Genomic DNA, 25,823 nt, shown 5'->3' on the forward strand with positions numbered 1-25,823 from the left:
GACACACTAAAAATCAGGAGTAAAAATCCATGTTGAAAAAATTCGTACTTGGCACCATCGCTGCAGTAGTTTTGGCTGCTTGCGGCGGCGAAAGCAGCAACTCAGCTTCTTCTGCACCGGCCCAATCCGGCGCGGCCTCCGGCTCACTGATTGAGCGTATCAACAACAAAGGTACCATCACTGTCGGCACAGAGGGCACTTACGCACCCTTCACCTACCATGATAAAGACGGCAAATTGACCGGCTACGATGTCGAAGTTACCCGCGCCGTTGCCGACAAATTGGGCGTAAAAGTCGAATTTAAAGAAACACAATGGGACTCCATGATGGCAGGTTTGAAAGCCGGCCGTTTCGACGTGGTTGCCAACCAAGTCGGCCTAACCAGCCCTGAACGTCAAGCAACTTTTGACAAATCCGAGCCTTACAGCTGGAGCGGTGCTGTATTGGTTGCACGCAAAGACAGCAACATCAAATCCATCGACGACATCAAAGGCGTGAAAACCGCACAATCCCTGACCAGCAACTATGGCGAAAAAGCCAAAGCGGCAGGAGCTGAACTTGTACCGGTAGACGGCTTGGCGCAATCCCTGACCTTGATTGAACAAAAACGTGCCGATGCAACTCTGAACGACGAATTGGCGGTATTGGACTACCTGAAGAAAAATCCGAATGCCGGCGTGAAAATCGTTTGGTCTGCACCGGCTAACGAAAAAGTCGGCTCCGGCTTGATTGTCAATAAAGGCAACGATGAAGCATTGGCTAAATTCAGCACAGCCATGAACGAACTGAAAGCCGACGGCACGCTGAAAAAACTGGGCGAACAATTCTTCGGAAAAGACATCAGTGTTAAATAATTTCCTTGCCTCTCTGCCGTTTATGACGGAAACACGCGCTGATATGCTCATCAGCGCGTTTTGGCCCATGGTCAAAGCCGGCTTCGCAGTATCTTTGCCTTTGGCGATCGCTTCTTTCGTTATCGGCATGATTATTGCCGTAGCAGTTGCTTTGGTGCGGATCATGCCCTCCGGTGGTGTTTTCCAAAAATGCTTGCTGAAGCTGGTAGAATTTTATATTTCCGTCATTCGCGGTACGCCGCTTTTGGTGCAGTTGGTCATCGTATTCTATGGTTTGCCTTCCGTCGGCATCTATATCGATCCGATTCCTGCCGCCATCATCGGCTTTTCGCTCAATGTCGGCGCATACGCTTCCGAAACCATACGCGCGGCAATCTTGTCCGTACCTAAAGGCCAATGGGAAGCCGGTTTCTCCATCGGTATGACCTATATGCAGACGTTCCGCCGCATTATCGCGCCACAGGCATTCCGCGTTGCCGTACCGCCTTTGAGCAACGAGTTTATCGGCTTGTTCAAAAATACCTCGCTTGCCGCCGTAGTAACGGTAACCGAGCTTTTCCGTGTTGCCCAAGAGACAGCAAACCGTACTTATGACTTTTTGCCCGTTTATATCGAAGCCGCATTGGTTTATTGGTGCTTCTGCAAAGTGCTGTTTATGATTCAGGCGCGCTTGGAAAAACGCTTTGACCGCTATGTCGCCAAATAAGGAGTTGTCATGATTAAAATCCGCAATATCCATAAAACCTTTGGCGAAAATACCATTTTGCGCGGCATCGATTTGGATGTCGGCAAAGGACAAGTGGTTGTTATCCTAGGCCCGTCCGGCTCGGGCAAAACCACGTTTTTACGCTGTTTAAACGCTTTGGAAATGCCTGAACAAGGTCAGATCGAGTTTGACAACGCACAGCCGTTAAGCATCGATTTTTCCAAAAAACCAAGCAAACACGATATTTTGGCACTGCGCCGCAAGTCCGGCATGGTGTTCCAACAATACAACCTCTTTCCGCACAAAACTGCGTTGGAAAACGTCATGGAAGGGCCGGTTGCCGTACAAGGCAAGCCTGTCGCCCAAGCGCGTGAAGAGGCTGTCAAATTGCTTGAAAAAGTCGGTTTGGGCGACAAGATCGACCTCTACCCCTACCAGCTTTCCGGCGGTCAACAGCAGCGCGTCGGTATTGCCCGAGCATTGGCGATTCAGCCTGAACTGATGCTGTTTGACGAACCGACTTCCGCGCTTGACCCCGAATTGGTGCAAGATGTTTTGGATACCATGAAGGAGTTGGCACAAGAAGGCTGGACCATGGTTGTCGTTACTCATGAAATCAAGTTTGCCTTAGAAGTGGCAACCACCGTCGTCGTGATGGACGGCGGCGTTATTGTCGAACAAGGCAGCCCGCAAGATTTGTTCAATCATCCCAAACATGAACGGACACAAAAATTCCTGCGCCAAATCCGTGCGGACAATGGCGATCTTCAAATTTAATTGAAACGACAGACAATTTGAAAGCATTTCCGACTGTCATTTCATAAAGGCCGTCTGAATAAGTAAAATAGAAATCAGTGATTTCGTTTTCATACTTGTTCAGACGGCCTTTTATATGTCTTTTCAGGTAAAATAATGCCTTTCGTTTTACACCCCCTTGCCTGCCATCATGATAGAAATTAAAAAACTCACCCTCCAACGCGGTTTGAAAGTCCTACTCGACAAAGCCGATGCCGTAATCAACCCCGGCCAACGCGTTGGTTTAATCGGTAAAAACGGTACGGGAAAATCCAGCCTGTTTGCGCTGATAAAAGGTGAAATCACACAAGATGGCGGCGAAATTCTTATTCCCAAAACATGGCGTCTGGCTTCTGTCTCTCAAGAAACGCCTGATTTAGATATCTCCGCTTTAGATTACGTTTTGCAAGGTGACGCTGAATTGCAGGCTTTTCAGACGGCCTTGGCTCAAGCAGAAGCGCAAAACGATGGCATGAAGCAAGCCGAATATCACGCCAAACTTGAAGAAATCGATGCCTATACTGCTCCGGCACGCGCCGCCAAACTGCTTAACGGCTTGGGTTTCGCACAAGAAGAACATACCCGTCCCGTCAAATCTTTTTCCGGCGGCTGGCGTATGCGCCTCAACCTTGCCCAAGCGCTGATTTGTCGTGCTGATTTGCTGCTTTTGGACGAACCGACCAACCATTTGGATTTAGAAACCGTACTATGGCTGGAAAACCATCTCGCTTCCCTGCCCTGTACGCAAATCATCATCTCCCATGACCGCGACTTTTTGAATGCCACCACAACGCACACCATCGAACTGTCGCAACAAAAACTGACCCAATACGGCGGCAATTACGATTTCTATCAAGCCGAACGCGCCCAACGTCTGGCGCAACAACAAGCCGCCTACGTCAAACAGCAGGCGCAAATCAAACATCTGCAATCCTTTATCGACCGTTTCAAAGCCAAAGCCACAAAGGCCGTACAAGCTCAAAGCCGCATGAAGGCATTAGCCAAGCTCGAGCGCATCGCCCCTGCTCATTTGGATAGCGAGTTTTCCTTTGAGTTTGCCAATCCGACCCACCTGCCCAACCCATTATTGAAACTCGACCATGCCGACTTGGGCTATGGCGACAATACCGTTTTACACGATATCACCTTGTCTCTGGAAAGCGGCGCACGTTACGGCCTATTGGGCGTTAACGGCAGCGGTAAATCCACATTTATCAAAGCATTGGCAGGAAAAATCGATTTACTTTCCGGCAGCATCGTACGCTCCGAAAAGCTCAATATCGGCTATTTTGCCCAACACCAACTGGACACATTGCGCGCCGATCAAAGTCCGGTTTGGCATATCCAACAGCTTTCGCCCGAAGTCCGCGAACAGGAAATCCGCAACTTTTTAGGCGGTTTCAACTTTGTCGGCGATATGGCGGTTCAAAAGACCGAGCCTTTTTCGGGTGGTGAAAAAGCGCGGCTCGCCCTTGCCATGATTATCTGGCAAAAACCTAATCTGCTGCTGCTTGACGAACCGACCAACCACCTAGACTTGGATATGCGCCACGCCCTAACACTTGCCCTGCAAAGTTTCCAAGGCGCATTGATTGTCGTATCGCACGACCGCAGCCTGCTTGAAGCGACTACCGACAGCTTCCTCCTTATCGACAAAGGCCGTCTGAACAACTTCGACGGCGATTTGAACGACTACCGTCAATGGCGGTTGGCACAAGAAAACGCTGCAGCAGCCCCCGCCGCATCTGCCCAAAGCCAAAGCCGCAAGGACACCAAGCGCATAGAAGCACAAATCCGTCAGGAAAAAGCCAAACGCAGCAAACCGATTCAGCAGAAGATCGACAAAGCCGAAAAAGAAATCGCACGATTGACTGATATTCAGACAGCCTGTGAAGCATTTTTGGCACAAGAATCTGCTTATTCAGAAGAAAATAAACCCAAATTGCAAGAGACACTCGCACAATTAACAGAAACTAAAGTAAAATTAACGCAACTGGAAGAAAACTGGCTGCAATGGCAGGAAGAGCTTGAGCAAATCCAAGTTGATGTCGAAGCCGAGTTTTCCCAATAAAAATAGAGCCATCAGGCCGTCTGAAATAAAACACAATACGGAAAAACATGACTTCAACCATCAAACAAGCCGGATACTTCCTCGTATCCTCTTTCGTCTTGGGCATTTCTCTTCATGCAGCCGCCGCAGTCTACTCCTGCGGCAACGGCAGCTATACCTCCGAACCCAAATCCTCCTGCGCACAGGCTCAATTGCCTAAAATCAGCGGCCATCAAGGCAGCGGTTACCACCTTAACATCCGAAGCCTCAATGCCTCTGATGAACGCGCAAGTGCAAAGCCTAAGAAAAAGGCACGCGCGGAAAAATCTGATAAACAAGAGAAAAAAGCCGACAAACCGAGCAAAAACAAAAACAGTGCAAAAGCTAAAAAACAGCAGCCCATACCGTCTGAACAAGAATAAAATGCTCAAGTGCAACGAATCAGCCCTATCTGAATCATGAAAAAATATCTGCTTACCCTATCCCTGCTGCCGCTCGCTGTTTTCAACAGCCAAGCCGACGCCGCAAAAATTTACACCTGTGAAGTCAACGGCTCGATTGTCTATACCTCGCGCCCAAGCGGCAACTGCCAGGCCGTCAACGATTTGCCGATTGTCGGAAAATACAGCAGCAGCCGATACGATGCCCCGGTCAGCGATGCGCCTACACTCAACGCGCCGACATCACAAGCGGCTCCGGCAAAAAGCAAAAATACGGCTGCAAAATCCAACCATAAGGTAACGCCCAAACCTGCCCCTGTCCGCACCACTTCTGAAACAGCTCCTCCTCCGGTTCCAAAATCCTCCGGCGTCAACAGTCGCCGCTCTATTCTGGAAACCGAGTTATCCAATGAACGCGCAGCTTTGGCCGATGCCAAAAAGCAACTGAGCCAAGCGCGGACAGCCAAAGGTGGCAGCGTCAATCAACAGGCCATCAGTACGCTGCAAGGTGCGGTTCTGGATAGAGAGAAAAACATTCAAGCCCTACAACGCGAACTGGGCAGAATGTAAGTCCAAATCAATCAAAACATCAGGCCGTCTGAATAGGTGGAAACGAAATCCAAAATTTTCGTCACGCCAAACAGACGGCCTGAATCCCATAATGATTACGCCCGTTTCAATTTCTTGTGCCCAGTAAATACGGTATAATTTGCCCTTTACGCACATTACCTCCGGTCTTTTCAGACGGCCTTTATCTCATGACTGCAAAATCTTCTAAAACCCAAACAAAAAAACGCGTCTCTACCAAACCGGCAGCCAAACCGACCACACGCAAATCCACCAAAGCACAAACTCAAGCCGACAATAAAGTCTCCCAACGCCTCAAGGCCGCCAAAGAGCTGCAAAGAAACGAAGAAAAAAAAGCGCGCCCCGAGCATGTCGTAAACTTGATTAATGATGCTTTATGGCTGTTTGGCTTGGTTATCACCATTTATCTGGCTATTTCCTTGGCCAGCTTCAGCATGGACGACCCTGCATGGTCGCGCAGCGTTCCCAAAAGCAACGATGTCGCCAACCTTGGCGGCCTCTTTGGCTCCTATCTTTCCGATGTCGGATATTATCTGTTCGGCCTGTCGTTTTGGTGGTGGATAGCTGCATCTTGCGTTTTCCTCTACAAAAACTTCCGCCCCATGAAAAAGCAGGAAAACCACAAGCCCTACAATCATGGCGTAGCCGCTTTGGCATTGTTTCTCCTGCTGGTGTGCAGCCCGATTATCGAACATTTTCTGTTTGACAACGCATTGAGCGAATCCCTTCCCGTTGGTGCCGGCGGCTTGGTCGGCTTACTTGCGGGCTCAGGCTTGGCTTGGCTATTGGGCAAATCAGGCAGCCTGTTGATTATGCTGGTGATGTTACTTTTATCCATTTCCCTGTTGGCTCAGGTGTCATGGTTGGAAGTCATGGCCAAATCCGGCAGCCATATGGGCGGCCTGTTTGGCAGCCTGATGAAAAAACTGTCTCAATTCCAAAATAGAAAAGAAGATGTCCGCACCGAAGCTTTGGAAACCCAAAATACGCGCCGCATGGTTAAAGAGGCCAAAACCATTACCGCCACTCCGGTTGCTCCGTTGGCAGGCAGCAGCAGCAACCGTAAAACTGTTGCCGTATCCGTTGCGCCGCCCCCTAAAATCCAAACTTCCCTGTTTGACGATACAGAACCTAAAAACAACGGCGAATACCACAAACCCAACATGAACCTGTTGCGTATGCCGTCTGAAGAACCGGTTGCCGTCAATCCGGATGAATTGCAACAGACCGCAGAATTGATTGAAGCCAAGCTGGCTGAATTCGGCATCGGCGTACAGGTTGTTTCCGCCACTTCCGGCCCCGTGATTACCCGCTACGAAATCGAACCGGCACAAGGTGTCAAAGGCAGTCAAATTGTCGCCCTGTCCAAAGATTTGGCGCGCTCGATGTCTCTGCAAGCGGTACGCATCGTAGAAACTATTGCCGGTAAAAACACCATGGGCATTGAATTGCCCAATGAGAAGCGCCAAGACGTCATGTTGAGCGAAATCCTCTCTTCATCCGTGTTTACCGACGCCAAGTCCAAACTGACCGTTGCCTTGGGTAAAGATATTGCGGGTACGCCCGTTGTCGGCGACTTGGCAAAAATGCCGCATCTTTTGGTCGCTGGTATGACCGGCTCGGGTAAATCCGTCGGCGTGAACGGCATGATTATGTCCATGCTCTTTAAAGCCACGCCCGACGAAGTCCGCTTCATCATGATTGACCCGAAAATGCTGGAATTGAGCATTTATGACGGCATTCCGCACCTGCTCTGCCCGGTTGTGACCGATATGCGCGAGGCCGGACAAGCATTGAACTGGTGTGTTGCCGAAATGGAAAAACGCTATCGTCTGCTTTCCCATGCCGGCGTGCGCAATCTGGACGGTTTCAACCAAAAAGTCGAACAAGCCAAAGCAGCAGGCAAACCATTACTCAATCCGTTCAGCTTAAATCCTGATGATCCTGAGCCTCTGGAAAAACTGCCGTTGATTGTGGTCGTTATCGACGAGTTGGCTGACTTGATGATGACCGAACGCAAATCCGTTGAGCAGCAAATCGCACGCCTTGCCCAAAAAGCGCGTGCGGCAGGTATTCACATGATTGTCGCCACCCAACGCCCAAGCGTTGATGTGGTTACCGGCCTGATTAAAGCCAACATTCCGACACGCATGGCCTTTACCGTACAAAGCAAAATCGACAGCCGCACCATTCTTGACCAAATGGGTGCGGACGAATTGCTCAAATACGGTGACTCATTATTCCTGCAACCGGGCAGCGCGGAACCGACACGCCTGCAAGGTGCGTTTGTTTCCGATGATGAAGTGCATCAGGTCGTCAATTTCGTCAAAGAACAGGCTCCGACCAATTATGTGGAAGGTCTGCTCAGTGGTGAAGCAGCCATCGAAACCACCAATATTGTCAATCCGAATGCAAACAGCGATGAGCTATTCGATCAAGCCGTTGCCTTCGTATTGGAAAGCCGGAAAACTTCCATTTCTGCACTGCAACGCCAATTACGCATCGGCTACAACCGTGCCGCCAATTTAGTAGATGCGCTTGAAAATGCCGGTGTTCTCTCTCCTGCAGACATCAACGGCAGCCGACGGATTCTGGCTCAAAAAGACCAGCTGTAAAAAACAACAATATTGAAACGCAAAGGCCGTCTGAAAAGAATTTCCTACTTTTCAGACGGCCTTTTTATGTTATTCGTGAAACATTGTGTTATACTAAGCAGCTAAATTTTGACCTTATGCACGCTTCCGAAATCTTTCGGAATACTGAGCAGAAGGATAACCGTTTAAACACAACAAATTTAAGGGCTTACGATGAGCGTAACTGTTGAAACTTTAGAAAATCTGGAACGCAAAGTAGTATTGTCTCTGCCTTGGTCCAAAATCAACGCAGAAACTGAGAAAAAACTGAAACAAACCCAACGCCGTGCAAAAGTTGACGGCTTCCGTCCGGGTAAAGCACCGTTCAAAATGATTGCCCAAATGTACGGCGCAAGCGCACAAAACGACGTTATCAACGAATTGGTACAACGCGAATTCTACGAAGTTGCCGTTGCTCAAGAATTGAAAGTTGCCGGTTACCCACGCTTTGAAGGCGTTGAAGAACAAGACGATCAAGAGTCTTTCAAAGTTGCCGCTATTTTTGAAGTCTTCCCCGAAGTAACCATCGGTGACCTTTCTGCCCAAGAAGTAGAAAAAGTTATTGCGACTGTTGGCGATGCCGAAGTTGACCAAACTGTAGAAATCCTGCGCAAACAACGCACCCGTTTCAACCATGTTGACCGTGAGGCCCAAAACGGCGACCGCGTCATCATCGACTTCGAAGGCAAAATCGACGGCGAACCTTTCGCCGGCGGCGCGTCTAAAAACTACGCTTTTGTATTGGGCGCAGGTCAAATGCTGCCTGAATTCGAAGCCGGTGTTGTCGGCATGAAAGCCGATGAAAGCAAAGACGTTACCGTAAACTTCCCTGAAGACTACCGCGGTAAAGATGTTGCCGGTAAATCTGCCGTATTCACCATCACTCTGAACAACGTTTCTGAAGCTACTTTGCCTGAAGTTAACGCTGACTTTGCTAAAGCTCTGGGCATTGAAGACGGCGACGTTGCCAAAATGCGTGAAGAAGTGAAGAAAAACGTCGGCCGCGAAGTTGAGCGCCGCATCGGTGAACAAACTAAAGAATCTGTAATGAACGCCCTGCTCAAAGCAGCCGATTTGCAAGTTCCTGTTGCTTTGGTCAACGAAGAAGCCGCTCGCTTGGCAAACGAAATGAAACAAAACTTCGTTAACCAAGGTATGGCTGACGCTGCCAACTTGGATCTGCCTTTGGATATGTTCAAAGAACAAGCAGAACGCCGCGTTTCTTTGGGTCTGATTTTGGCTAAATTGGTTGAAGAAAACAAACTTGAGCCAACTGAAGACCAAATCAAAGCCGTTGTTGCCAACTTCGCTGAAAGCTACGAAGATCCTCAAGAAGTTATCGACTGGTACTACGCAGAGCCTTCCCGCCTGCAAGGTCCGACTTCTTTGGCAGTAGAAAGCAACGTTGTTGATTTCGTTCTGAGCAAAGCTAAAGTAACTGAAAAAGCGCTGTCTTTTGACGAAGTAATGGGCGCACAAGCTTAATTGCTCCAAGGCCGTCTGAAACAGACAATCAAAAGCACCGAAGCGCTTTAAATGCTTTGGTGCTTTTCCATCATTAACAGGAGACAAAAATGTCCTTCGATTTCAATAATTACCTTGTCCCTACCGTTATCGAACAAAGCGGTCGCGGCGAGCGCGCATTCGACATCTACTCACGCCTTTTGAAAGAGCGCATCGTTTTCTTGATCGGCCCGGTGACAGACGAATCTGCCAATCTGGTTGTTGCGCAATTACTGTTCTTGGAAAGTGAAAACCCTGATAAAGATATCTTCTTCTATATCAACTCTCCGGGCGGTTCGGTTACTGCCGGTATGTCGATTTACGACACTATGAACTTCATCAAGCCTCATGTTTCTACCTTATGCTTGGGTCAAGCGGCAAGTATGGGCGCATTCCTGTTGTCCGCAGGCGAAAAAGGCAAACGCTTTGCCCTGCCAAACAGCCGCATCATGATTCACCAACCGCTCATCAGCGGCGGCTTGGCTGGTCAGGCTTCCGATATTGAAATTCACGCTAAAGAGCTGCTGAAAATCAAAGAGAAACTGAACCGCTTACTCGCCAAACATTGTGATCGCGATTTGGCCGACTTGGAACGCGATACCGACCGCGACAATTATATGTCTGCCGATGAAGCTAAAGAATATGGTTTGATTGACCAAGTTTTGGAAAACCGCGCCTCTCTGCAAGCCTAATCTTTATAGTTTTTAAATCAAAAGGCCGTCTGAAAAATATATATTCAGACGGCCTTTCTTCAATCTTACTTCGTGTTGTCTTTGTTATTCACTTGAACCGGATACAGCAAAATCAAAGGATTGGCTTTCACTTGACTCCAGAAACTCTTCAGCAGATTACGCATACTGCCCAAACGCGTGCCTCGAGAGCGGAGCGCAACGGCCAAAGCTAAAGAAAAGCTGACCACCAGATTCACCATGCCGATTGCCAATACACTTGCCAAGCCAAGCATAAAAGTGAATATATCTGCATGACCGCTAATCGCGGCATAACCCAAATTTGCCGAAGAAAACGCCACATGGCGAATATCCAGCGGCAAGCCGAAAAGATGGCCAAAATAGCCGGTCATACCTAAAAGCATACCGAAAATAAAATTGCCCATAAGCGAGCCGTAATGCTTATGAATATAAGCGGCCAGAAGGCGGCGTGGCTGCGGGCGCATGATTTTTCGTAACAACGGATTAAACGGCAGACGCTGACGCAGGTTCAGATAATCGGAACGATTGTCAAAAAAGCCGGCAATAATACCCGAACAAAATAACCATACACCGGCAATAGCGGCATACCATAAGGTCGGCTGAGTAAAAATCTCAATAGATTTAAGCTGGTAGGCTGTAACCGCCTCGTTTAATAAAGGCTGACCATGCGTGTAGGCATAACCCCAAGCGATCCCCGCCGCCAACAATATGGCAATCGATACATTGCCAAACACGGCAACACTTTGCGAACGGCACACATCAATCAGCAGTTTTGCCAATTTATTGTCCACCGCTTTGCTACCTTCATTTGAGTCCACCTGCTCGGCAAAGCTCGCCGCCGTCATGGCTGGCTGCTTGGTCGCAACAGTGCAGTGCAGCATATGAATCAGCATAAAGCCTAAGCCGTAGTTAAGTCCGGCAAGGAATGAAGTCGTAAACTCGCCGAACCCCAAAGACGCAATATGGATTTTATTCAATGCCATCAAAGCAATAATTACGCCACCGCCCGCTGCGGAATAAAACATTTTGAAATATTCGCTACGGTTGCGCGTAATGTAATGCTCGCCATGATGACTTTTGTTTTCCGTAATACTGCGTGCCAGCATTCGGATACTGCTTTTACGCAAGTGGCTGGTGCTGTATTGCTCCACCGCCGCATAAATCATCGCATTCATCAGATTGACAGTTAAGCGGGTACGGCTAGTTTCGATTTGAATATTGGTCAACAATTTCAGGCGGTCTATGGTTTGTTGCAGGCGTTCGAGCAAGTGGGCAACTTTTACTGACGAACCAGACCCGGCTCCGGTACCACGACGGCGCAAATAGTCAATTTGCTTTTCACACTGGTCAAACATAACCTCCAAATGCGCCGTGTCATAAGCTTCTTCGCTATGGCGATAGTGTTCCACCATCTTCGCAATTTCGCGCTGTAAAGCGACAAATGCAGAATCCGCTTCCAACAAACGGGGGGCAATCCGTATTAAATCTGGCTCAATCGCTTCGGAAGCAATCCAAATAGACAGCATTTCTACCGCTCGCAAACGGGCATCCGCCAACTGTCGGCTGGCCGTCTGAAGCAAAGCAGGATCCGCCTTACCCTGCAACAATTCATACATGCTCAACCATTGTCGCAAACTCAGTGTTTGCAACCATTTATCATCGTTTTCAGAATGAAAAAGATATAAAAACACTTCGCGCAAGTTGGAAAAATCTTTATAAGACGGACTGAACCGCTCATAAATCCGTATGCCCATTTCCCGGGTAAAACTATGGCGCGAGAAAATACCCAGTTTAATCAGCGCAGGATAAATGTGAACTTTAGACAGCCAAGTATAAAAGCGCAGGCTGAATTGACGGCATAAAGCATCGTCTTGTTTTAAAGTAGATAAAATCAAATCGAAACGTTCGGAAGCCTGTTTTTTACCTCCTCGGCGCAAAAATTTGATTAATGCATTGAGAATAAGAACAAAGTCGGTATCATTTAAGCGTTCCGACAAAATAATGTGAAGATTTTGATTAGTCAGTTTCTGCATTGTAGCATTATTACATAAAATGAGATATTTAGCAAGAACCTCGGCAAACAGGTCGAATTATATCGTATTCTTTATCAACCCATGTCACAAGATTTTCAATTAATATTCTCTAAAATTCAATGAATAATCAAATTACATAATAAATATATGATGTGAATCAATAACTAAGAAAGGCCGTCTGAATTCTTTCAGACGGCCTTTTACAACAACATACTACATTGTTTAAATCCTATGCAAACAAGAGCTTACCACCCTCTTCTTTAACATGGATTGTGCTATCAGGTGCATATTTGCCTTCAAGCAATGCTTTTGCCAGCGCATTTTCGATTTCTGACTGGATGGCGCGTTTGAGCGGACGGGCACCATACACAGGATCAAAACCGGCTTCGGCAATCAGATCCAAGGCAGCATCATCGACTTTCAGATGCAGATGTTGCACTTCCAAACGTTTTTCCAAACCTTTAAGCTGGATTTTCGCAATGCTGCGGATATTGGCCTGATCCAAACCATGGAACACGACTACTTCGTCAATACGGTTGATCATTTCAGGACGGAAATGTTCTTTCACATCCTCCATCACAACTTCTTTCACCGCTTCATAGTCTTGAGTACCCATTTGTTGGATATGTTGGCTACCAATATTAGAAGTCATCACGATAACGGTATTTTTGAAGTCCACAGTGCGGCCTTGTCCATCGGTCAAACGGCCGTCATCCAAAACTTGCAACAGGATGTTGAACACGTCGGGATGGGCTTTTTCCACTTCGTCCAAAAGAATCACGCTGTACGGTTTGCGGCGGACTTGTTCGGTCAGGTAACCGCCCTCTTCGTAGCCAACATAGCCGGGAGGAGCACCGATTAAGCGGGCAACAGCATGTTTTTCCATGTATTCGGACATATCGATACGAATCAGATGATCTTCGCTGTCAAACAGGAAGCCTGCCAATGCCTTACACAATTCGGTCTTACCCACACCGGTCGGGCCTAAGAACAAGAAGCTGCCATAAGGTTTATTCGGATCGGCCAAACCAGAACGGCTACGGCGGATAGCGTCGGACACAGCACGCACGGCTTCGTCTTGACCAACCACGCGGCGGTGTAATACTTCTTCCATCTTCAGCAGCTTATCGCGTTCACCTTCCATCATTTTTGACACAGGAATGCCGGTCATACGGGAAACGATTTCGGCCACTTCGTCCGCACCAACTTCGGTACGGAAGAGTTTGTTTTGTTTTTTGCCGTCGGGGTTACTTTCCGCAGCTTGCAACTGTGCGCCCAATTTCGGCAACTCACCGTATTCGAGTTCGGACGCACGGGCAAAATCGCCTTGGCGTTTGGCCTGCTCGATTTTGACTTTGATGTCGTCCATCTGTTTCTTGATGTCGGCGGTACTGGAAGACGCCGCTTTTTCGGCTTTCCAGATTTCGTCCAAATCGGCGTATTCTTTTTGCAGGCCGTCAATTTCTTCGTCTATCAGTTCCAAACGTTTTTTGCTGGCGTCATCGCTTTCTTTGGCAACGTGCATTTTTTCCATTTTGAGCTGGATAATGCGACGGTCAAGTTTATCCATTTGCTCAGGTTTGCTATCCAGCTCCATTTTGATGCGGCTGGCTGCTTCGTCGATCAAATCAATCGCTTTATCAGGCAGGAAGCGGTCGGTAATATAACGGTCGCTCAACTCCGCTGCGGCAACGATAGCAGGGTCGGTAATATCGATACCGTGGTGGATTTCATAACGCTCTTGCAAACCGCGCAAAATAGCGATGGTGTCTTCCACGCTGGGCTCGCCGACCAATACTTTTTGGAAGCGGCGTTCGAGTGCCGCATCTTTCTCGATGTACTGACGATATTCGTCCAAAGTAGTCGCGCCTATGCAGTGCAGTTCGCCGCGTGCCAAGGCCGGTTTCAACATATTACCTGCGTCCATCGCACCGTCGGTTTTACCTGCACCAACCAAAGTATGGATTTCGTCAATGAAAATCAAAGTGTTACCATCATCTTTAGCCAAGTCGTTCAAAACGCCTTTCAAGCGTTCTTCAAATTCGCCACGGTATTTCGCGCCGGCAATCAAAGCCGCCAAGTCCAGAACCAAAAGGCGTTTGTTACGTAGGGATTCAGGCACTTCGCCGTTAACAATACGTTGCGCCAGGCCTTCAACAATAGCGGTTTTACCCACACCAGGTTCACCAATCAGCACAGGGTTATTTTTGGTACGGCGTTGCAATACCTGAATTGCACGACGGATTTCATCATCGCGGCCGATAACAGGGTCGAGCTTACCGTCTCGGGCGCGTTGAGTCAGGTCAAGTGTGTATTTTTTCAAAGCATCGCGTTGGTCTTCGGCATTCGCATCGTTCACGTTTTGTCCTCCTCGTACCGCATCAATCGCGGCATTGATATTTTGTTCGGTTGCACCGGCTTCTTTCAAAATTTTGCCGGTCGCATCATTCTGCTGAACCAAAGCCAGCAGGAAAAGTTCGCTGGCGATATAGGCATCGCCACGTTTGGTCGCAGCCTTGTCCATCAAGTTCAATACAGCTTGCAGCTCACGGCTAGGCATAATATCGCCACCTTGACCGGATACTTTTGGCAAGCTGCTCAAATGTTGCTGCAAACGTTGTTTTACTTGAGGCACATTCACACCTGCATGAGCCAGTAACGCAGCAGTACCACTGTTTTGATCGTCAAGCAACGCTTTTAAGATAAAGCCTGCCTCTAGGTAGCTGCTGTCCGCAGCCAAAGCCAGACTTTGACCTTCTTGCAGAGCTTGCTGAAATTTGGCAGTCAATTTATCAAATCTCATTTTAAGTTCCTCTTCAAATATATTCTGTTAGGGCCTATATAAGCGCAAATGTGGATAACTCAAGAGCCATTTATCCCATTAATCAACAATTTTTACTATATTATTGTTTTATAACGTTTTATTTTTATGATTTTATGTGCATAACTTTTATTATCCATCTACTCTTTACTCAAAAGGCCGTCTGAAAAATCAAGAATAATCAGGTATAATCGGCACCATATTTATTTTCAGACGGCCTTTGTGCCGAAGGATACTTTCATGAGCAAAAAACGAGTTTTAACAGGCGTTACCACAACAGGTATTCCACACTTGGGCAACTACGTCGGTGCCATCCGCCCGGCCATCCGCGCGGCGCAAGATTCCAATACCGAATCATTCCTCTTTTTGGCCGACTATCACGGCATCATCAAATGTCATGAGCCGGAAATGATTCATCAATCTACTCAAGCTGTTGCCGCCACATGGCTCGCCTGCGGACTCAATCCGGAACAGACCACTTTCTACCGTCAAAGCGATATTCCCGAAGTGATGGAGTTGAACTGGATTCTGACCTGTATTACCGCAAAAGGCCTGATGAACCGCGCTCACGCTTATAAAGCCGCAGTACAGGCAAATACCGAAAACGGTCAGGAAGATCCGGATCATGGCGTGGAAATGGGTCTGTACAGCTACCCTATCCTCATGACTGCCGACATTCTTATGTTCAATGCCCATGAAGTACCAGTCGGTCGCGACCAAATCCAACACGTTGAAATGGCACGCGATATTGCCGGCCGCTTCAACCACCGCTTCCAAGAACTCTTCACCCTGCCAGAAGTGAAAATTGACGAAAATGTCGAACTCTTGGTCGGCTTGGACGGACGCAAAATGTCCAAGTCCTACGGCAATACCATTCCGCTTTGGGAAAACGACAAGAAAACCCAAAAATCCGTTAACAAAATCATCACCAACATGAAAGAGCCCGGCGAACCGAAACAGCCTGATGAAAGTCCTCTGTTTGAAATCTACAAAGCCTTCTCCACGCCGTCTGAAACTGCCGAGTTTACACAAATGCTGGCCGAAGGCCTTGCTTGGGGTGAGGCTAAGAAACTCTTGGGCGCAAAAATCAATGCCGAGCTCGCAGAACCGCGCGAGCGTTACAATGAGTTGACAGCCAAACCCTCTCAAATTGAAGACATTTTGCAGGCCGGCGCACAAAAAGCGCGTAAAGAAGCACGCGAATTGTTGGATAAAGTACGCGATGCAGTAGGTATTCGTCCGTTGAAATAATAATAGTAAGGCCGTCTGAATATTTTAGACGGCCATAATATCGTTTATCATTTGAAATATAATCGTTTTCTAGGGTTTCTCATATGAAAAAAACCTTCCCCCTTATCTTGCTCAGCCTTTCATTGGCTGCCTGCGGCGGTAAATCTGAAGATACTGCCGCCAATGATGCTGCTTCAGGCAAAGCGCCCAAGCCTACCTTCAAAGTTAAATATATCGATGAACAAGCCATAGCCGGTTTGGATTTAGGTACAGCTCAAGACGGCGAAACGAAAGAAGGTAAGAAACAACGCACCTATCCGATTAACGGCATAGAGGGCGGTGTTATCAATCTGATTGGTAAGCACCCTACCGACTTAGAAGTCATCAGCGGCCAATGCATGGAAAAAAATGAAAAAGGCGTTTCAGCCGGCTGGTCAGCCAACGGCGTCTGCCACACTGCCTTTGCAAAAATGGTGGACAATATCGCCCAAGACGGCAGCAAACTGACCGACTATCTGATTTCACACGCTGCTTTGCAGCCTTATACCGAGGGCAAAAGCGGTTATGCCGCCGTCCAAAACGGCCGCTATATTTTAGAAATTGACAGCGAAGGCATGTTCTATTTCCGTCGCCGTCATTACTAAAATCCTGCCTATCCTATTTTCCTCCTGACACAAGGACTGAATCATGGCTCAAGTTACTTTCCAAGGCTCTCCTATTTCTACAAACGGCAATTTGCCTGCCATCGGCCAAGTTGCACCTGATTTCACATTGGTAGCAGCAGACCTATCTGAGAAATCATTGGCTAACTTTGCAGGCAAACGCAAAGTGCTGAATATTTTCCCTAGCATTGACACCGGCGTATGTGCCCAGTCCGTCCGCACTTTCAACAAATGCGCCTCTTCTTTGGACAATACCGTCGTCTTGTGCATTTCTGCCGATTTACCGTTTGCACAAGCCCGTTTCTGCGGCGCAGAAGGTTTAGAAAATGTTGTGACACTTTCTACATTCCGCAGCAGCTTTTCTAACGATTACGGTGTTACACTGACAGAAAGCCCATTACGTGGCCTTACTGCCCGCGCAGTGGTGGTTTTGAACGAGCAAAACCAAGTTCTCCACGCTGAATTGGTTTCTGAAATTGCGAACGAGCCTGACTACGAAGCAGCTTTGGCTGTTTTGTAATTAACCAAATAAAATCAGGCCGTCTGAAAATTTTCAGACGGCCTGAGACCTTTGCAAAATTCCTTTTCCCCCGACAGCCGAAACCTAAACAAAGATTTTCGGCTGTTTGTGTTTCAAATATCCACTGATTCTACCCAAATACCCCCTTAATCCCTCTTGGATACCTGATTAATCAGGCATCCAACCGCCTTTTAGGCAGCAACAGGCGCACTTAGCCTGAGACCTTTAGCTTATCTTCAAAATAAAAACGGTAGCTTAAAAGCTACCGTTTTCTGTTTCAAACCTTATACAGATTTATCTGTTTTGTCTGCTTCTACTGACTCAGTATTCTGAACCTCATTTTGCTCAACAGGTTCAACAGCTTCAGCAACAGGAGCTTCAGGCTCTTCTACTTTGTCATCGCGGACATTGTGGCTGTAATCCTTAGGCGGACTAGGCTGTTTACCAGCCATAATTTCCAAAACTTGGTCTCGATCGATGGTTTCCCAATCCATCAGTGCCCTGCACATGGTTTCCATCTTATCACGACTTTCATCCAAGATTTTGTAAGCCACTTGGTATTGCTCTTCTAAAATACGGCGGATTTCCGCATCGATATCTTGTTGGGTTTTCTCGGAAATATTTTGAGAACGGGTTACGCTACGACCCAAGAATACTTCACCTTCGTTCTCAGCATAAACCATCACACCCATTTTGTCGCTCATACCATAACGCGTTACCATCTCGCGTGCCATTTGAGTTGCACGCTCGAAGTCGTTAGATGCACCGGTAGAAATACGGCCAATAAAAATATCTTCAGCAATACGGCCACCAAACAAGATTGAGAGCTGGCTCAGCATTTGGTCTTTGTACATACTGATGCGGTCACGCTCAGGCAGTTGCCAAGTCAAACCCAATGCACGGCCACGAGGCATAATCGTTACTTTGTGAACCGGATCGGTAAACGGCAGGCTTTCCGCTACGATTGCATGACCGGCCTCATGATAGGCTGTTGCACGTTTTTCATCTTCGTGCATCACCATGCTGCGACGTTCCGGACCCATGTAGATTTTGTCTTTCGCATCTTCAAAGTCGCTTTGATCAACTTTAACTTTATTGCGACGGCCGGCAAACAAAGCTGCTTCATTGACCAAGTTTGCCAAATCCGCACCTGAAAAACCAGGTGTACCACGAGCCAAAGAAGTCAAATCTACGGAGGCATCCAAAGGTACTTTTTTAGCGTGTACTTTTAAGATTTGCTCACGGCCACGAATATCAGGCAATGGAACAACGACTTGACGGTCAAAACGGCCCGGACGCTGCAACGCAGGGTCAAGTACATCAGGACGGTTGGTTGCTGCGATCACAATAACAGTTTGGTTGCTTTCAAAACCATCCATTTCAACCAATAATTGGTTTAATGTTTGCTCACGCTCATCATTGCCACCGCCCAAACCGGCACCACGCTGACGGCCGACCGCATCAATTTCATCAATAAAGATGATACATGGAGCGTTTTTCTTGGCCTGCTCGAACATATCGCGGACACGGCTCGCACCGACACCGACAAACATTTCTACGAAGTCAGAACCTGAGATACTGAAGAATGGCACCCCTGCCTCACCAGCAATCGCTTTGGCCAGCAATGTTTTACCCGTACCAGGGCTACCAGCCAACAAAATACCACGCGGCACACGACCGCCTAAGCTTTGGTAACGATTGGGGGCTTTTAAATAATCTACGATTTCTTGTACTTCTTCTTTTGCCTCATCACAACCGGCAACATCGGCAAAAGTCACTTTATTGGAATCTTTATCCAACAAACGCGCACGGCTTTTACCAAAAGAGAAGGCGCCGCCTTTACCGCCACCGCCGCTTTGCATGCGCATGAAGTAGAACCATGCACCGATCAACAACAAAACAGGCAGCAGGCTGTAAAACAGACTGGCCAGCATGCTTGGTTTTTCTTCCGGAGTCACTTTGACGCGTACTTTGTTATCCAACAGTGTTTTAACCAAGTTGTCATCCAAAGGCGCATTGGTATAGAAGGCAGTTTTATCGGTGCGCTCACCTTTAATCAGATAGCCGCTGACAACAGATCCTTCAATATTGACATTGGATACTTCGCCACTATTAACTTGCTGAATAAATTGAGAATATTCGATTTGCTGTTTATCTTCCTGCTTATCGCTGAGTGCATTGAATGCTGCTAAAAGCATAGCACCACCCACTACCCAGACTAATATGTTTTTAATGGTATTCCCCACTGAACAGGCTCCATGGTTACAAAATAAATAAAATCAAGGGAAAGAATTTTAAAGCACCTACCCTACATTGTCAGCGTTTATTTTTACCTAATAGGTAAATCTCACTGGAACGATTGCGGGAAGCATCCGGCTTTCGAGTTTGTACACTGGCAAAAATTTCACGCATAGCCGCCGTATACTCTTGATAACCCGCGCCTTGAAACACCTTCACTAGAAAACTGCCTCCGGTTTTCAAATGTTGGGAGGCAAAATCCAAAGCCAGTTCACACAAATAAAAACTGCGTGCCTGGTCTGTTACGGCATTGCCTGACATATTGGGTGCCATATCACAGATTACAAGGTCTAACGGACGATTATCCAATAAGGCTTCAAACTGTTCCAAAACAGCATCTTCCCTAAAGTCGCCCTGAATAAACGACACGCCTTCAATAGCATCCATCGGCAAAATATCCAAAGCAAACACTGCCCCTGTTTTACCGACCAGCTTGGCCGCTACCTGTGACCAACTTCCCGGCGCGCTGCCCAAATCCGCCAAAACCGTACCCGGCTTGATTAATTTATCTTTTTGATTGATTTCCAATAATTTATAAGCCGCTCTGGCACGATATCCGTCTTTTTGTGCCATATGGACATAATGATCGTTGACGTGCTCATGCAGCCATGCTTTTGAAGATTTTGAGCGTACAGCCATCTTGATTTGAAATGCTTAAGTTGAAATCAGCATTGTACGTTATTTCCCCCGTAAATGTTCTAAATCGCGTACAATATAGCCATTATTCTTTTTAATTGGATACTTATCAAAATGAGCGACAACAAACTAAGCACCAAAGAAATTTTGGCCTTGAAAGCCCAAGCACACCACCTTCATCCCGTTGTTATTGTTGGCCAACAAGGTTTGACCGACTCCGTCATTAAAGAAACCGACGCCGCATTGACAGCACACGAATTGATTAAAGTCCGTGTTTTTGGCGATGATCGTGCTGAACGTATTGAAATTTGTGATGCCCTGTGTGAAACACTGGGTGCTCAACTGGTGCAACATATTGGCAAATTACTTGTTTTGTGGCGTAAAAAACCGGATGATAAATAATTTAAACTGAATAAACAGCAGAAGTATTTTCTCAACCCACTTTATCATATCCTTCTGTTGTATTTATGCAGCATAAAAAAAATTATTCCATTATTCTAAGTATAAAAGTACAAATACGGTTGCCTGTTTTTGTAAATAACCTCAAAATTACAAAATCATAACGGCCGCACCCTGTCGGCCGATTATTTTATTCCTAATCCTTCACAAAATATAAAAGCAAACCGATGAATGCTCAACAATATGAAGAATCTTTTCTGCTAGCAGAAAAATTAATCACTCAAGACCCACCTGACTTTGCACGAGCCATCCCATTGCTCTGCGAAGCAGCAGAAGCCGGGCATGTTGAGGCTGCATTTCAGCTGGCAGGATGCCTGTTCGAAAACCAAGAAAACGAACAAGATTTAGCAATTGCAGTTGAATATTTAAAACAAGCGGCAAGAGCCGGTCATCCCTATGCCCGCTACAATCTTCTCCAATTACAAGAAAATAACGGCGCAGAAGTAGAAACGCTTATTTCAGCCTATCAAGAACTTGCCAAAGAAGACTTGGTCCCGGCCCAGCTGCGCCTGATGCGTTTATATGCGGATAGCGGCAATGACCAAGAAGCAGTCAAATGGGCATTGAAAGCTGCCGAGCAACAAAACCCTCAGGCGCAATATTTCTTAGCCCAACACTACCAATACTCAAGCACCCCTGATTTAGAATACTCCCATAAACTCTACCAGCAATCTGCCGCACAGGGGTTTATTGCAGCACACTGGCAACTTGGTCTTCAATATAAATTGGGTCAAGGTGTCGCACAAAATCCTGAAAAAGCAATCGAACATTTACGCATTGCCGCCAATTACGACATTGTTCCGGCGCAAACTTCTCTTGCAGAACTCTTAGTCGCATCAAATCCTGCTGAAGCATTGGAATGGTTTGAAAAAGCTGCCGCACAAGGTGACAGCAATGCGCATGTAGCACTTGCCGAAATCTATCTTTTGGGAAAAAACACCGAGCGAAACCCTCAAAAAGCCTATCAACACGCCAAGTCTGCTGCGGACCAAAATGATCCGGAAGGCTTGCGCCTTTTGGGAGATATCCATCGCTACGGATTGGGACGAGCAGTTGATGCAAACACCGCCCGTCAGTATTATCAACGCGCAGCCGACTTAGGCAATCTTGTCGCTTACCAAAAACTTCTATCTGACAGTGCGTTGAATAACCAGCAAAACTATGAGTTAACCAAAGAAATCGCCCTCCAACGTCAAGAGGCCGAGCGCCTATACAAACTGGCATTTGCAGCGCACTATGGCTTAAAACGTCAACAAAATTACGCTGAAGCACTGGATCTATACCATCAATCCGCAGAACATGGACACAGCAAATCCCAAACCAATCTTGGCATGATGTATTACAGTGGACAAGGTGTACCTGTCGACTATGCCCAAGCTGCAAAATGGTTTGAAGCTGCAGCCAAACAAAGGGATACAATGGCCCAATATAATCTTGCCTGTCTCTATTACCACGGCCTAGGTGTAGAGAAAGACATCAATAACGCATGTTTTTGGCTGCAAGAAGCCATCCAACATGGACATGAGCAGCAAGATGTTCTCAAAGAGCTTTTAGCTCAATGGAAGCAATTTGCCCAAAAATCCTCTGCAGTTTAAAGGCCGTCTGAAATTCTAACTTCCTACATAAATGACATGTTCAGAGCTAAACTAAAAGCCTGTACATGTCATTTTTTCATTTACTCTTCCTAAATAATTATCATCTTCAAATCCCATTTCCTCTTAATCTCTTTAAAGTCTTCAGACGGCCTATTCTCTTTGTAAAGAATCAGATAATCTAAATTTTCTCTTTCAAACCCTAAATCCAATATAAACTTTCAATTTAAAACGAAATTTGAAAAATATTTTTCGTATTCGAATCCATTTACTCAAATATCTGATGCTTTTTTACTGTATCCACTCAATATCCCGATTTAAAAACAAGCTCCATAACTCTTTTAAAAAATCTTATTTTAACCTTTACATCCTATCAATATCTACAGCATGATTTGCCAGTTTGCCCAATTACTGATAGCATTTGCAGGTTGGCCGGTTCGCAAAAAGTTCTATTCTTTCTGATTTTTCATCAACGGTTATAACGTATTGAAAACATTTCAGTAATTAAGACTTTTTCGAATTTGACTCTAGGAATTTTCGTTTTTAACTCATATATGTTCACAAACGAAAATATCGGAGTAATACTCCGTCATTGAAAAACACTCAACACAAGGATAGATATTATGTCCACCCAATTACACGATGTTGACCCAATTGAAACCAAAGAATGGTTAGACGCGTTAAGCTCTGTTTTAGAATATGAAGGCAGCGAACGCGCCCAGTATCTGCTGGAAAGTTTGGTCAAATACAGCCGTGACAAAGGCATCCGTATGCCCCATGGCACCACTACTCCATACTTGAACACCGTTTCCGTTGAAGACGAAAAAGGCATCCCTGGCGACCAAAACATCGAACACCGTATCCGTGCATTCGTTCGTTGGAACGCTGCCGCTATCGTTTTGCGCGCAGGTAAAAAAGATTTGGAATTGGGTGGACACATTGCATCTTTCCAATCAGCCGCCACTATGTACGAAGTCGGCTTCAACCACTTCTGGAAAGCTAAAGGTGAAGGCGAAGAAGGCGATTTGGTATTCTTCCAAGGCCACGTTGCCCCTGGTATCTACGCACGCGCTTTCGTTGAAGGCCGTCTGACTGAAGACCAATTGAACAACTTCCGTCAAGAAGTTGCCGGTCATGGTCTGCCTTCCTATCCTCACCCTCACCTGTTGCCTGACTTCTGGCAATTCCCAACCGTATCTATGGGTCTTGGCCCATTGATGGCGATTTACCAAGCCCGTTTCCTGAAATACTTGGAATCTCGCGGCCTAGCTAAAACCAAAGGCCGTAAAGTATGGGTATTCTGTGGCGACGGCGAAATGGATGAACCTGAAAGCCAAGGTGCTATTGCTCTGGCTTCACGCGAAGGCTTGGATAACCTGGTATTCGTCATCAACTGTAACCTGCAACGTTTGGACGGTCCAGTACGCGGTAACGGCAAAATCATTCAAGAGCTGGAAGGCAACTTTGCCGGCGCCGGCTGGAATGTTGTGAAAGTCATCTGGGGTCGTCGTTGGGACCGCCTCTTGGCAAAAGACAAAGATGGCATCCTGCGCAAACGTATGGAAGAGTGCCTGGACGGTGACTACCAAACTTACAAATCCAAAGACGGTGCATACGTTCGCGAACACTTCTTCAATACGCCTGAACTGAAAGCATTGGTCGCCGATATGACTGATGAACAAATTTGGGCATTGAACCGCGGTGGTCACGACCCTCAAAAAGTGTACAACGCTTACGACCGCGCAGTGAACCACGCCGACGGCAAACCTACTGTCATTTTGGCTAAAACCATTAAAGGTTACGGCATGGGTGCATCCGGCGAAGGTCAAAACGTTGCTCACCAAGCCAAGAAAATGGACAAAGCTTCTCTGAAACAATTCCGTGATCGCTTTGACATTCCTGTTACCGACGAGCAAATCGACAGTGGCAACCTGCCTTACCTGACTTTTGCTCCCGACAGCGAAGAATACAAATACCTGCATGCACGCCGTGAAGCTTTGGGTGGCTACCTGCCTCAACGCAAACCTACCCAAGAAGTTCTGGAAGTGCCTGAACTGTCAGCATTTGAGACTCAACTGAAATCCAGCGGTGACCGTGAATTCTCAACCACCATGGCTTTCGTCCGCATCCTGTCTACTTTGTTGAAAGACAAAAAAATCGGCAAACGCGTGGTGCCTATCGTTCCAGATGAAAGCCGTACGTTCGGTATGGAAGGTATGTTCCGTCAATACGGTATTTGGAACCCTAAAGGCCAACAATACACTCCTCAAGATAAAGACCAACTGATGTTCTATAAAGAATCTGTTGACGGTCAAATCTTGCAAGAAGGTATTAACGAACCAGGTGCTATGGCTGACTGGATTGCTGCTGCGACCAGCTACGCAAACAACGACTTTGCCATGATTCCTTTCTACATCTACTACTCTATGTTCGGTTTCCAACGCGTCGGCGACTTGGCATGGGCAGCAGGCGATATGCATGCACGCGGTTTCCTGCTGGGTGGTACAGCCGGCCGTACAACACTGAATGGCGAAGGTTTGCAACATGAAGACGGCCACAGCCACATTCAAGCAGATTTGATTCCAAACTGTGTAACTTACGATCCGACATTCCAATATGAAGTAGCCGTTATCGTACACGATGGCTTGCGCCGTATGTATGTTAACCACGAAGACGTGTTCTACTACATCACCCTGATGAATGAAAACTATACCCATCCGGACATGCCTGAAGGCGTAGAACAAGACATCCTGAAAGGTATGTACTTGCTGAAAGCCGGCGGCAAAGGCGATAAAAAAGTCCAATTGATGGGTTCCGGTACCATCCTGCAAGAAGTCATTGCCGGTGCCGAATTGTTGAAAGCCGACTTCGGCGTAGAAGCAGACATCTGGTCTTGCCCATCATTCAACCAGCTGCACCGCGATGCCATCGAAGTGGAACGCTTCAATCGTCTGAACCCATTGGAAACTGCAAAAGTACCGTTTGTTACTTCTCAACTGCAAGGTCATGACGGTCCGGTTATTGCCGCTACCGACTACATCCGCAGCTATGCTGACCGTATCCGTGCCTACATCCCTAACGACTACCACGTCTTGGGTACCGATGGCTTCGGTCGTTCCGACAGCCGTGCCAACCTGCGCAGCTTCTTCGAAGTTGACCGCTACAACGTTGCCGTTGCTGCATTGAGCGCTCTGGCCGAACAGGGCAAAGTCAGCAAAGAAACCGTTCAACAAGCCATTGAAAAATATGGTATTAAAGCCGATGCAGCTCCTAGCTGGAAACGCTAATTGATG

18 protein-coding genes and 2 pseudogenes are annotated in these 25,823 nt (G+C 47.1%); 16 read left to right on the top strand and 4 right to left on the bottom strand.

Annotation, left to right across the window (positions count from 1 at the left end; all coding sequences use genetic code 11):
• Nucleotides 1-29: 29 nt before the first annotated feature.
• The 10 genes and pseudogenes from ACTHUM_RS01670 to clpP all read left to right on the top strand — a co-directional run bounded on the left by ACTHUM_RS01670 (nt 30) and on the right by clpP (nt 10,261).
• Nucleotides 30-854, top strand: coding sequence for an amino acid ABC transporter substrate-binding protein (locus tag ACTHUM_RS01670; protein WP_070850484.1), 825 nt, complete (start codon nt 30-32; stop codon nt 852-854).
• Nucleotides 844-1,560, top strand: coding sequence for an amino acid ABC transporter permease (locus ACTHUM_RS01675; protein ID WP_083325003.1), 717 nt, complete (start codon nt 844-846; stop codon nt 1,558-1,560). The genes ACTHUM_RS01670 and ACTHUM_RS01675 overlap by 11 nt, the downstream gene beginning before the upstream one ends.
• 9 nt (nt 1,561-1,569) lie before the next feature.
• Nucleotides 1,570-2,337, top strand: coding sequence for an amino acid ABC transporter ATP-binding protein (locus ACTHUM_RS01680; RefSeq protein WP_371460221.1), 768 nt, complete (start codon nt 1,570-1,572; stop codon nt 2,335-2,337).
• A gap of 169 nt (nt 2,338-2,506) precedes the next feature.
• The gene (locus tag ACTHUM_RS01685) at nt 2,507-4,426 is read left to right on the top strand and encodes an ATP-binding cassette domain-containing protein (RefSeq protein WP_070695595.1); all 1,920 of its coding nucleotides are present in this window, start codon (nt 2,507-2,509) and stop codon (nt 4,424-4,426) included.
• 47 nt (nt 4,427-4,473) lie between these two features.
• On the top strand, nt 4,474-4,827 hold the full coding sequence (locus ACTHUM_RS01690) for a hypothetical protein (protein ID WP_004520602.1): 354 nt from the start codon (nt 4,474-4,476) through the stop codon (nt 4,825-4,827).
• Between the two features lie 36 nt (nt 4,828-4,863).
• Entirely contained in the window at nt 4,864-5,415 is a 552-nt protein-coding gene (locus ACTHUM_RS01695; RefSeq protein ID WP_049336128.1) for a hypothetical protein, read from the top strand.
• Between the two features lie 188 nt (nt 5,416-5,603).
• Nucleotides 5,604-6,306: pseudogene (locus ACTHUM_RS01700) on the top strand (DNA translocase FtsK 4TM domain-containing protein); the annotation flags it as partial.
• A 98-nt stretch (nt 6,307-6,404) separates the two neighbouring features.
• Nucleotides 6,405-8,048 (top strand): annotated as a pseudogene (locus tag ACTHUM_RS01705) (DNA translocase FtsK); the annotation flags it as partial.
• 192 nt (nt 8,049-8,240) lie between these two features.
• Nucleotides 8,241-9,551: a trigger factor gene (gene tig / locus ACTHUM_RS01710; protein WP_440361167.1), complete on the top strand. Its 1,311-nt coding sequence runs from the start codon at nt 8,241-8,243 to the stop codon at nt 9,549-9,551.
• A gap of 89 nt (nt 9,552-9,640) precedes the next feature.
• Complete coding sequence (gene clpP / locus ACTHUM_RS01715; RefSeq protein WP_003683589.1) at nt 9,641-10,261, top strand: ATP-dependent Clp endopeptidase proteolytic subunit ClpP; 621 nt, start codon at nt 9,641-9,643, stop codon at nt 10,259-10,261.
• Between the two features lie 65 nt (nt 10,262-10,326).
• On the opposite strand, the gene ACTHUM_RS01720 is transcribed toward clpP, so the two are convergent.
• Both ACTHUM_RS01720 and clpB read right to left on the bottom strand, forming a co-directional pair.
• Nucleotides 10,327-12,312, bottom strand: coding sequence for a site-specific recombinase (locus ACTHUM_RS01720; RefSeq protein ID WP_440361168.1), 1,986 nt, complete (start codon nt 12,310-12,312; stop codon nt 10,327-10,329).
• Nucleotides 12,313-12,541: 229 nt separating this feature from the next.
• Nucleotides 12,542-15,115: an ATP-dependent chaperone ClpB gene (gene clpB, locus ACTHUM_RS01725; RefSeq protein ID WP_049336134.1), complete on the bottom strand. Its 2,574-nt coding sequence runs from the start codon at nt 15,113-15,115 to the stop codon at nt 12,542-12,544.
• 258 nt (nt 15,116-15,373) lie between these two features.
• Here clpB and trpS point away from each other — a divergent pair, with 258 nt between their 5' ends.
• The 3 genes from trpS (at nt 15,374) to tpx (ending at nt 17,545) form a co-directional block, all read left to right on the top strand.
• Entirely contained in the window at nt 15,374-16,384 is a 1,011-nt protein-coding gene (trpS, locus tag ACTHUM_RS01730) for a tryptophan--tRNA ligase (protein WP_004520609.1), read from the top strand.
• An 83-nt stretch (nt 16,385-16,467) separates the two neighbouring features.
• Entirely contained in the window at nt 16,468-17,007 is a 540-nt protein-coding gene (locus ACTHUM_RS01735) for a hypothetical protein (protein WP_004520610.1), read from the top strand.
• 43 nt (nt 17,008-17,050) lie between these two features.
• Nucleotides 17,051-17,545: a thiol peroxidase gene (gene tpx / locus ACTHUM_RS01740; protein ID WP_004520611.1), complete on the top strand. Its 495-nt coding sequence runs from the start codon at nt 17,051-17,053 to the stop codon at nt 17,543-17,545.
• Nucleotides 17,546-17,829: 284 nt separating this feature from the next.
• Here the strand turns inward: tpx and ftsH are convergent, their stop codons facing one another.
• The gene (ftsH, locus tag ACTHUM_RS01745; protein ID WP_004520612.1) at nt 17,830-19,791 is read right to left on the bottom strand and encodes an ATP-dependent zinc metalloprotease FtsH; all 1,962 of its coding nucleotides are present in this window, start codon (nt 19,789-19,791) and stop codon (nt 17,830-17,832) included.
• Nucleotides 19,792-19,861: 70 nt separating this feature from the next.
• A complete protein-coding gene (locus tag ACTHUM_RS01750) occupies nt 19,862-20,482 on the bottom strand; it encodes an RlmE family RNA methyltransferase (RefSeq protein WP_004520613.1) in 621 nt (206 codons plus the stop codon).
• A gap of 111 nt (nt 20,483-20,593) precedes the next feature.
• On the opposite strand from ACTHUM_RS01750, the gene yhbY reads away from it, so the two are divergent.
• The 3 genes from yhbY to aceE all read left to right on the top strand — a co-directional run bounded on the left by yhbY (nt 20,594) and on the right by aceE (nt 25,817).
• Nucleotides 20,594-20,881, top strand: coding sequence for a ribosome assembly RNA-binding protein YhbY (gene yhbY, locus ACTHUM_RS01755; RefSeq protein ID WP_004520614.1), 288 nt, complete (start codon nt 20,594-20,596; stop codon nt 20,879-20,881).
• Between the two features lie 224 nt (nt 20,882-21,105).
• Nucleotides 21,106-22,533: a tetratricopeptide repeat protein gene (locus ACTHUM_RS01760; RefSeq protein WP_004520615.1), complete on the top strand. Its 1,428-nt coding sequence runs from the start codon at nt 21,106-21,108 to the stop codon at nt 22,531-22,533.
• A 620-nt stretch (nt 22,534-23,153) separates the two neighbouring features.
• Nucleotides 23,154-25,817 carry a pyruvate dehydrogenase (acetyl-transferring), homodimeric type gene (aceE, locus tag ACTHUM_RS01765; protein WP_004520617.1) on the top strand — a complete coding sequence of 888 codons (2,664 nt, stop codon included), beginning with the start codon at nt 23,154-23,156 and terminating at the stop codon, nt 25,815-25,817.
• Nucleotides 25,818-25,823 lie beyond the last annotated feature (6 nt).

The sequence above is a fragment of the Neisseria sp. P0021.S006 genome (assembly GCF_051956895.1).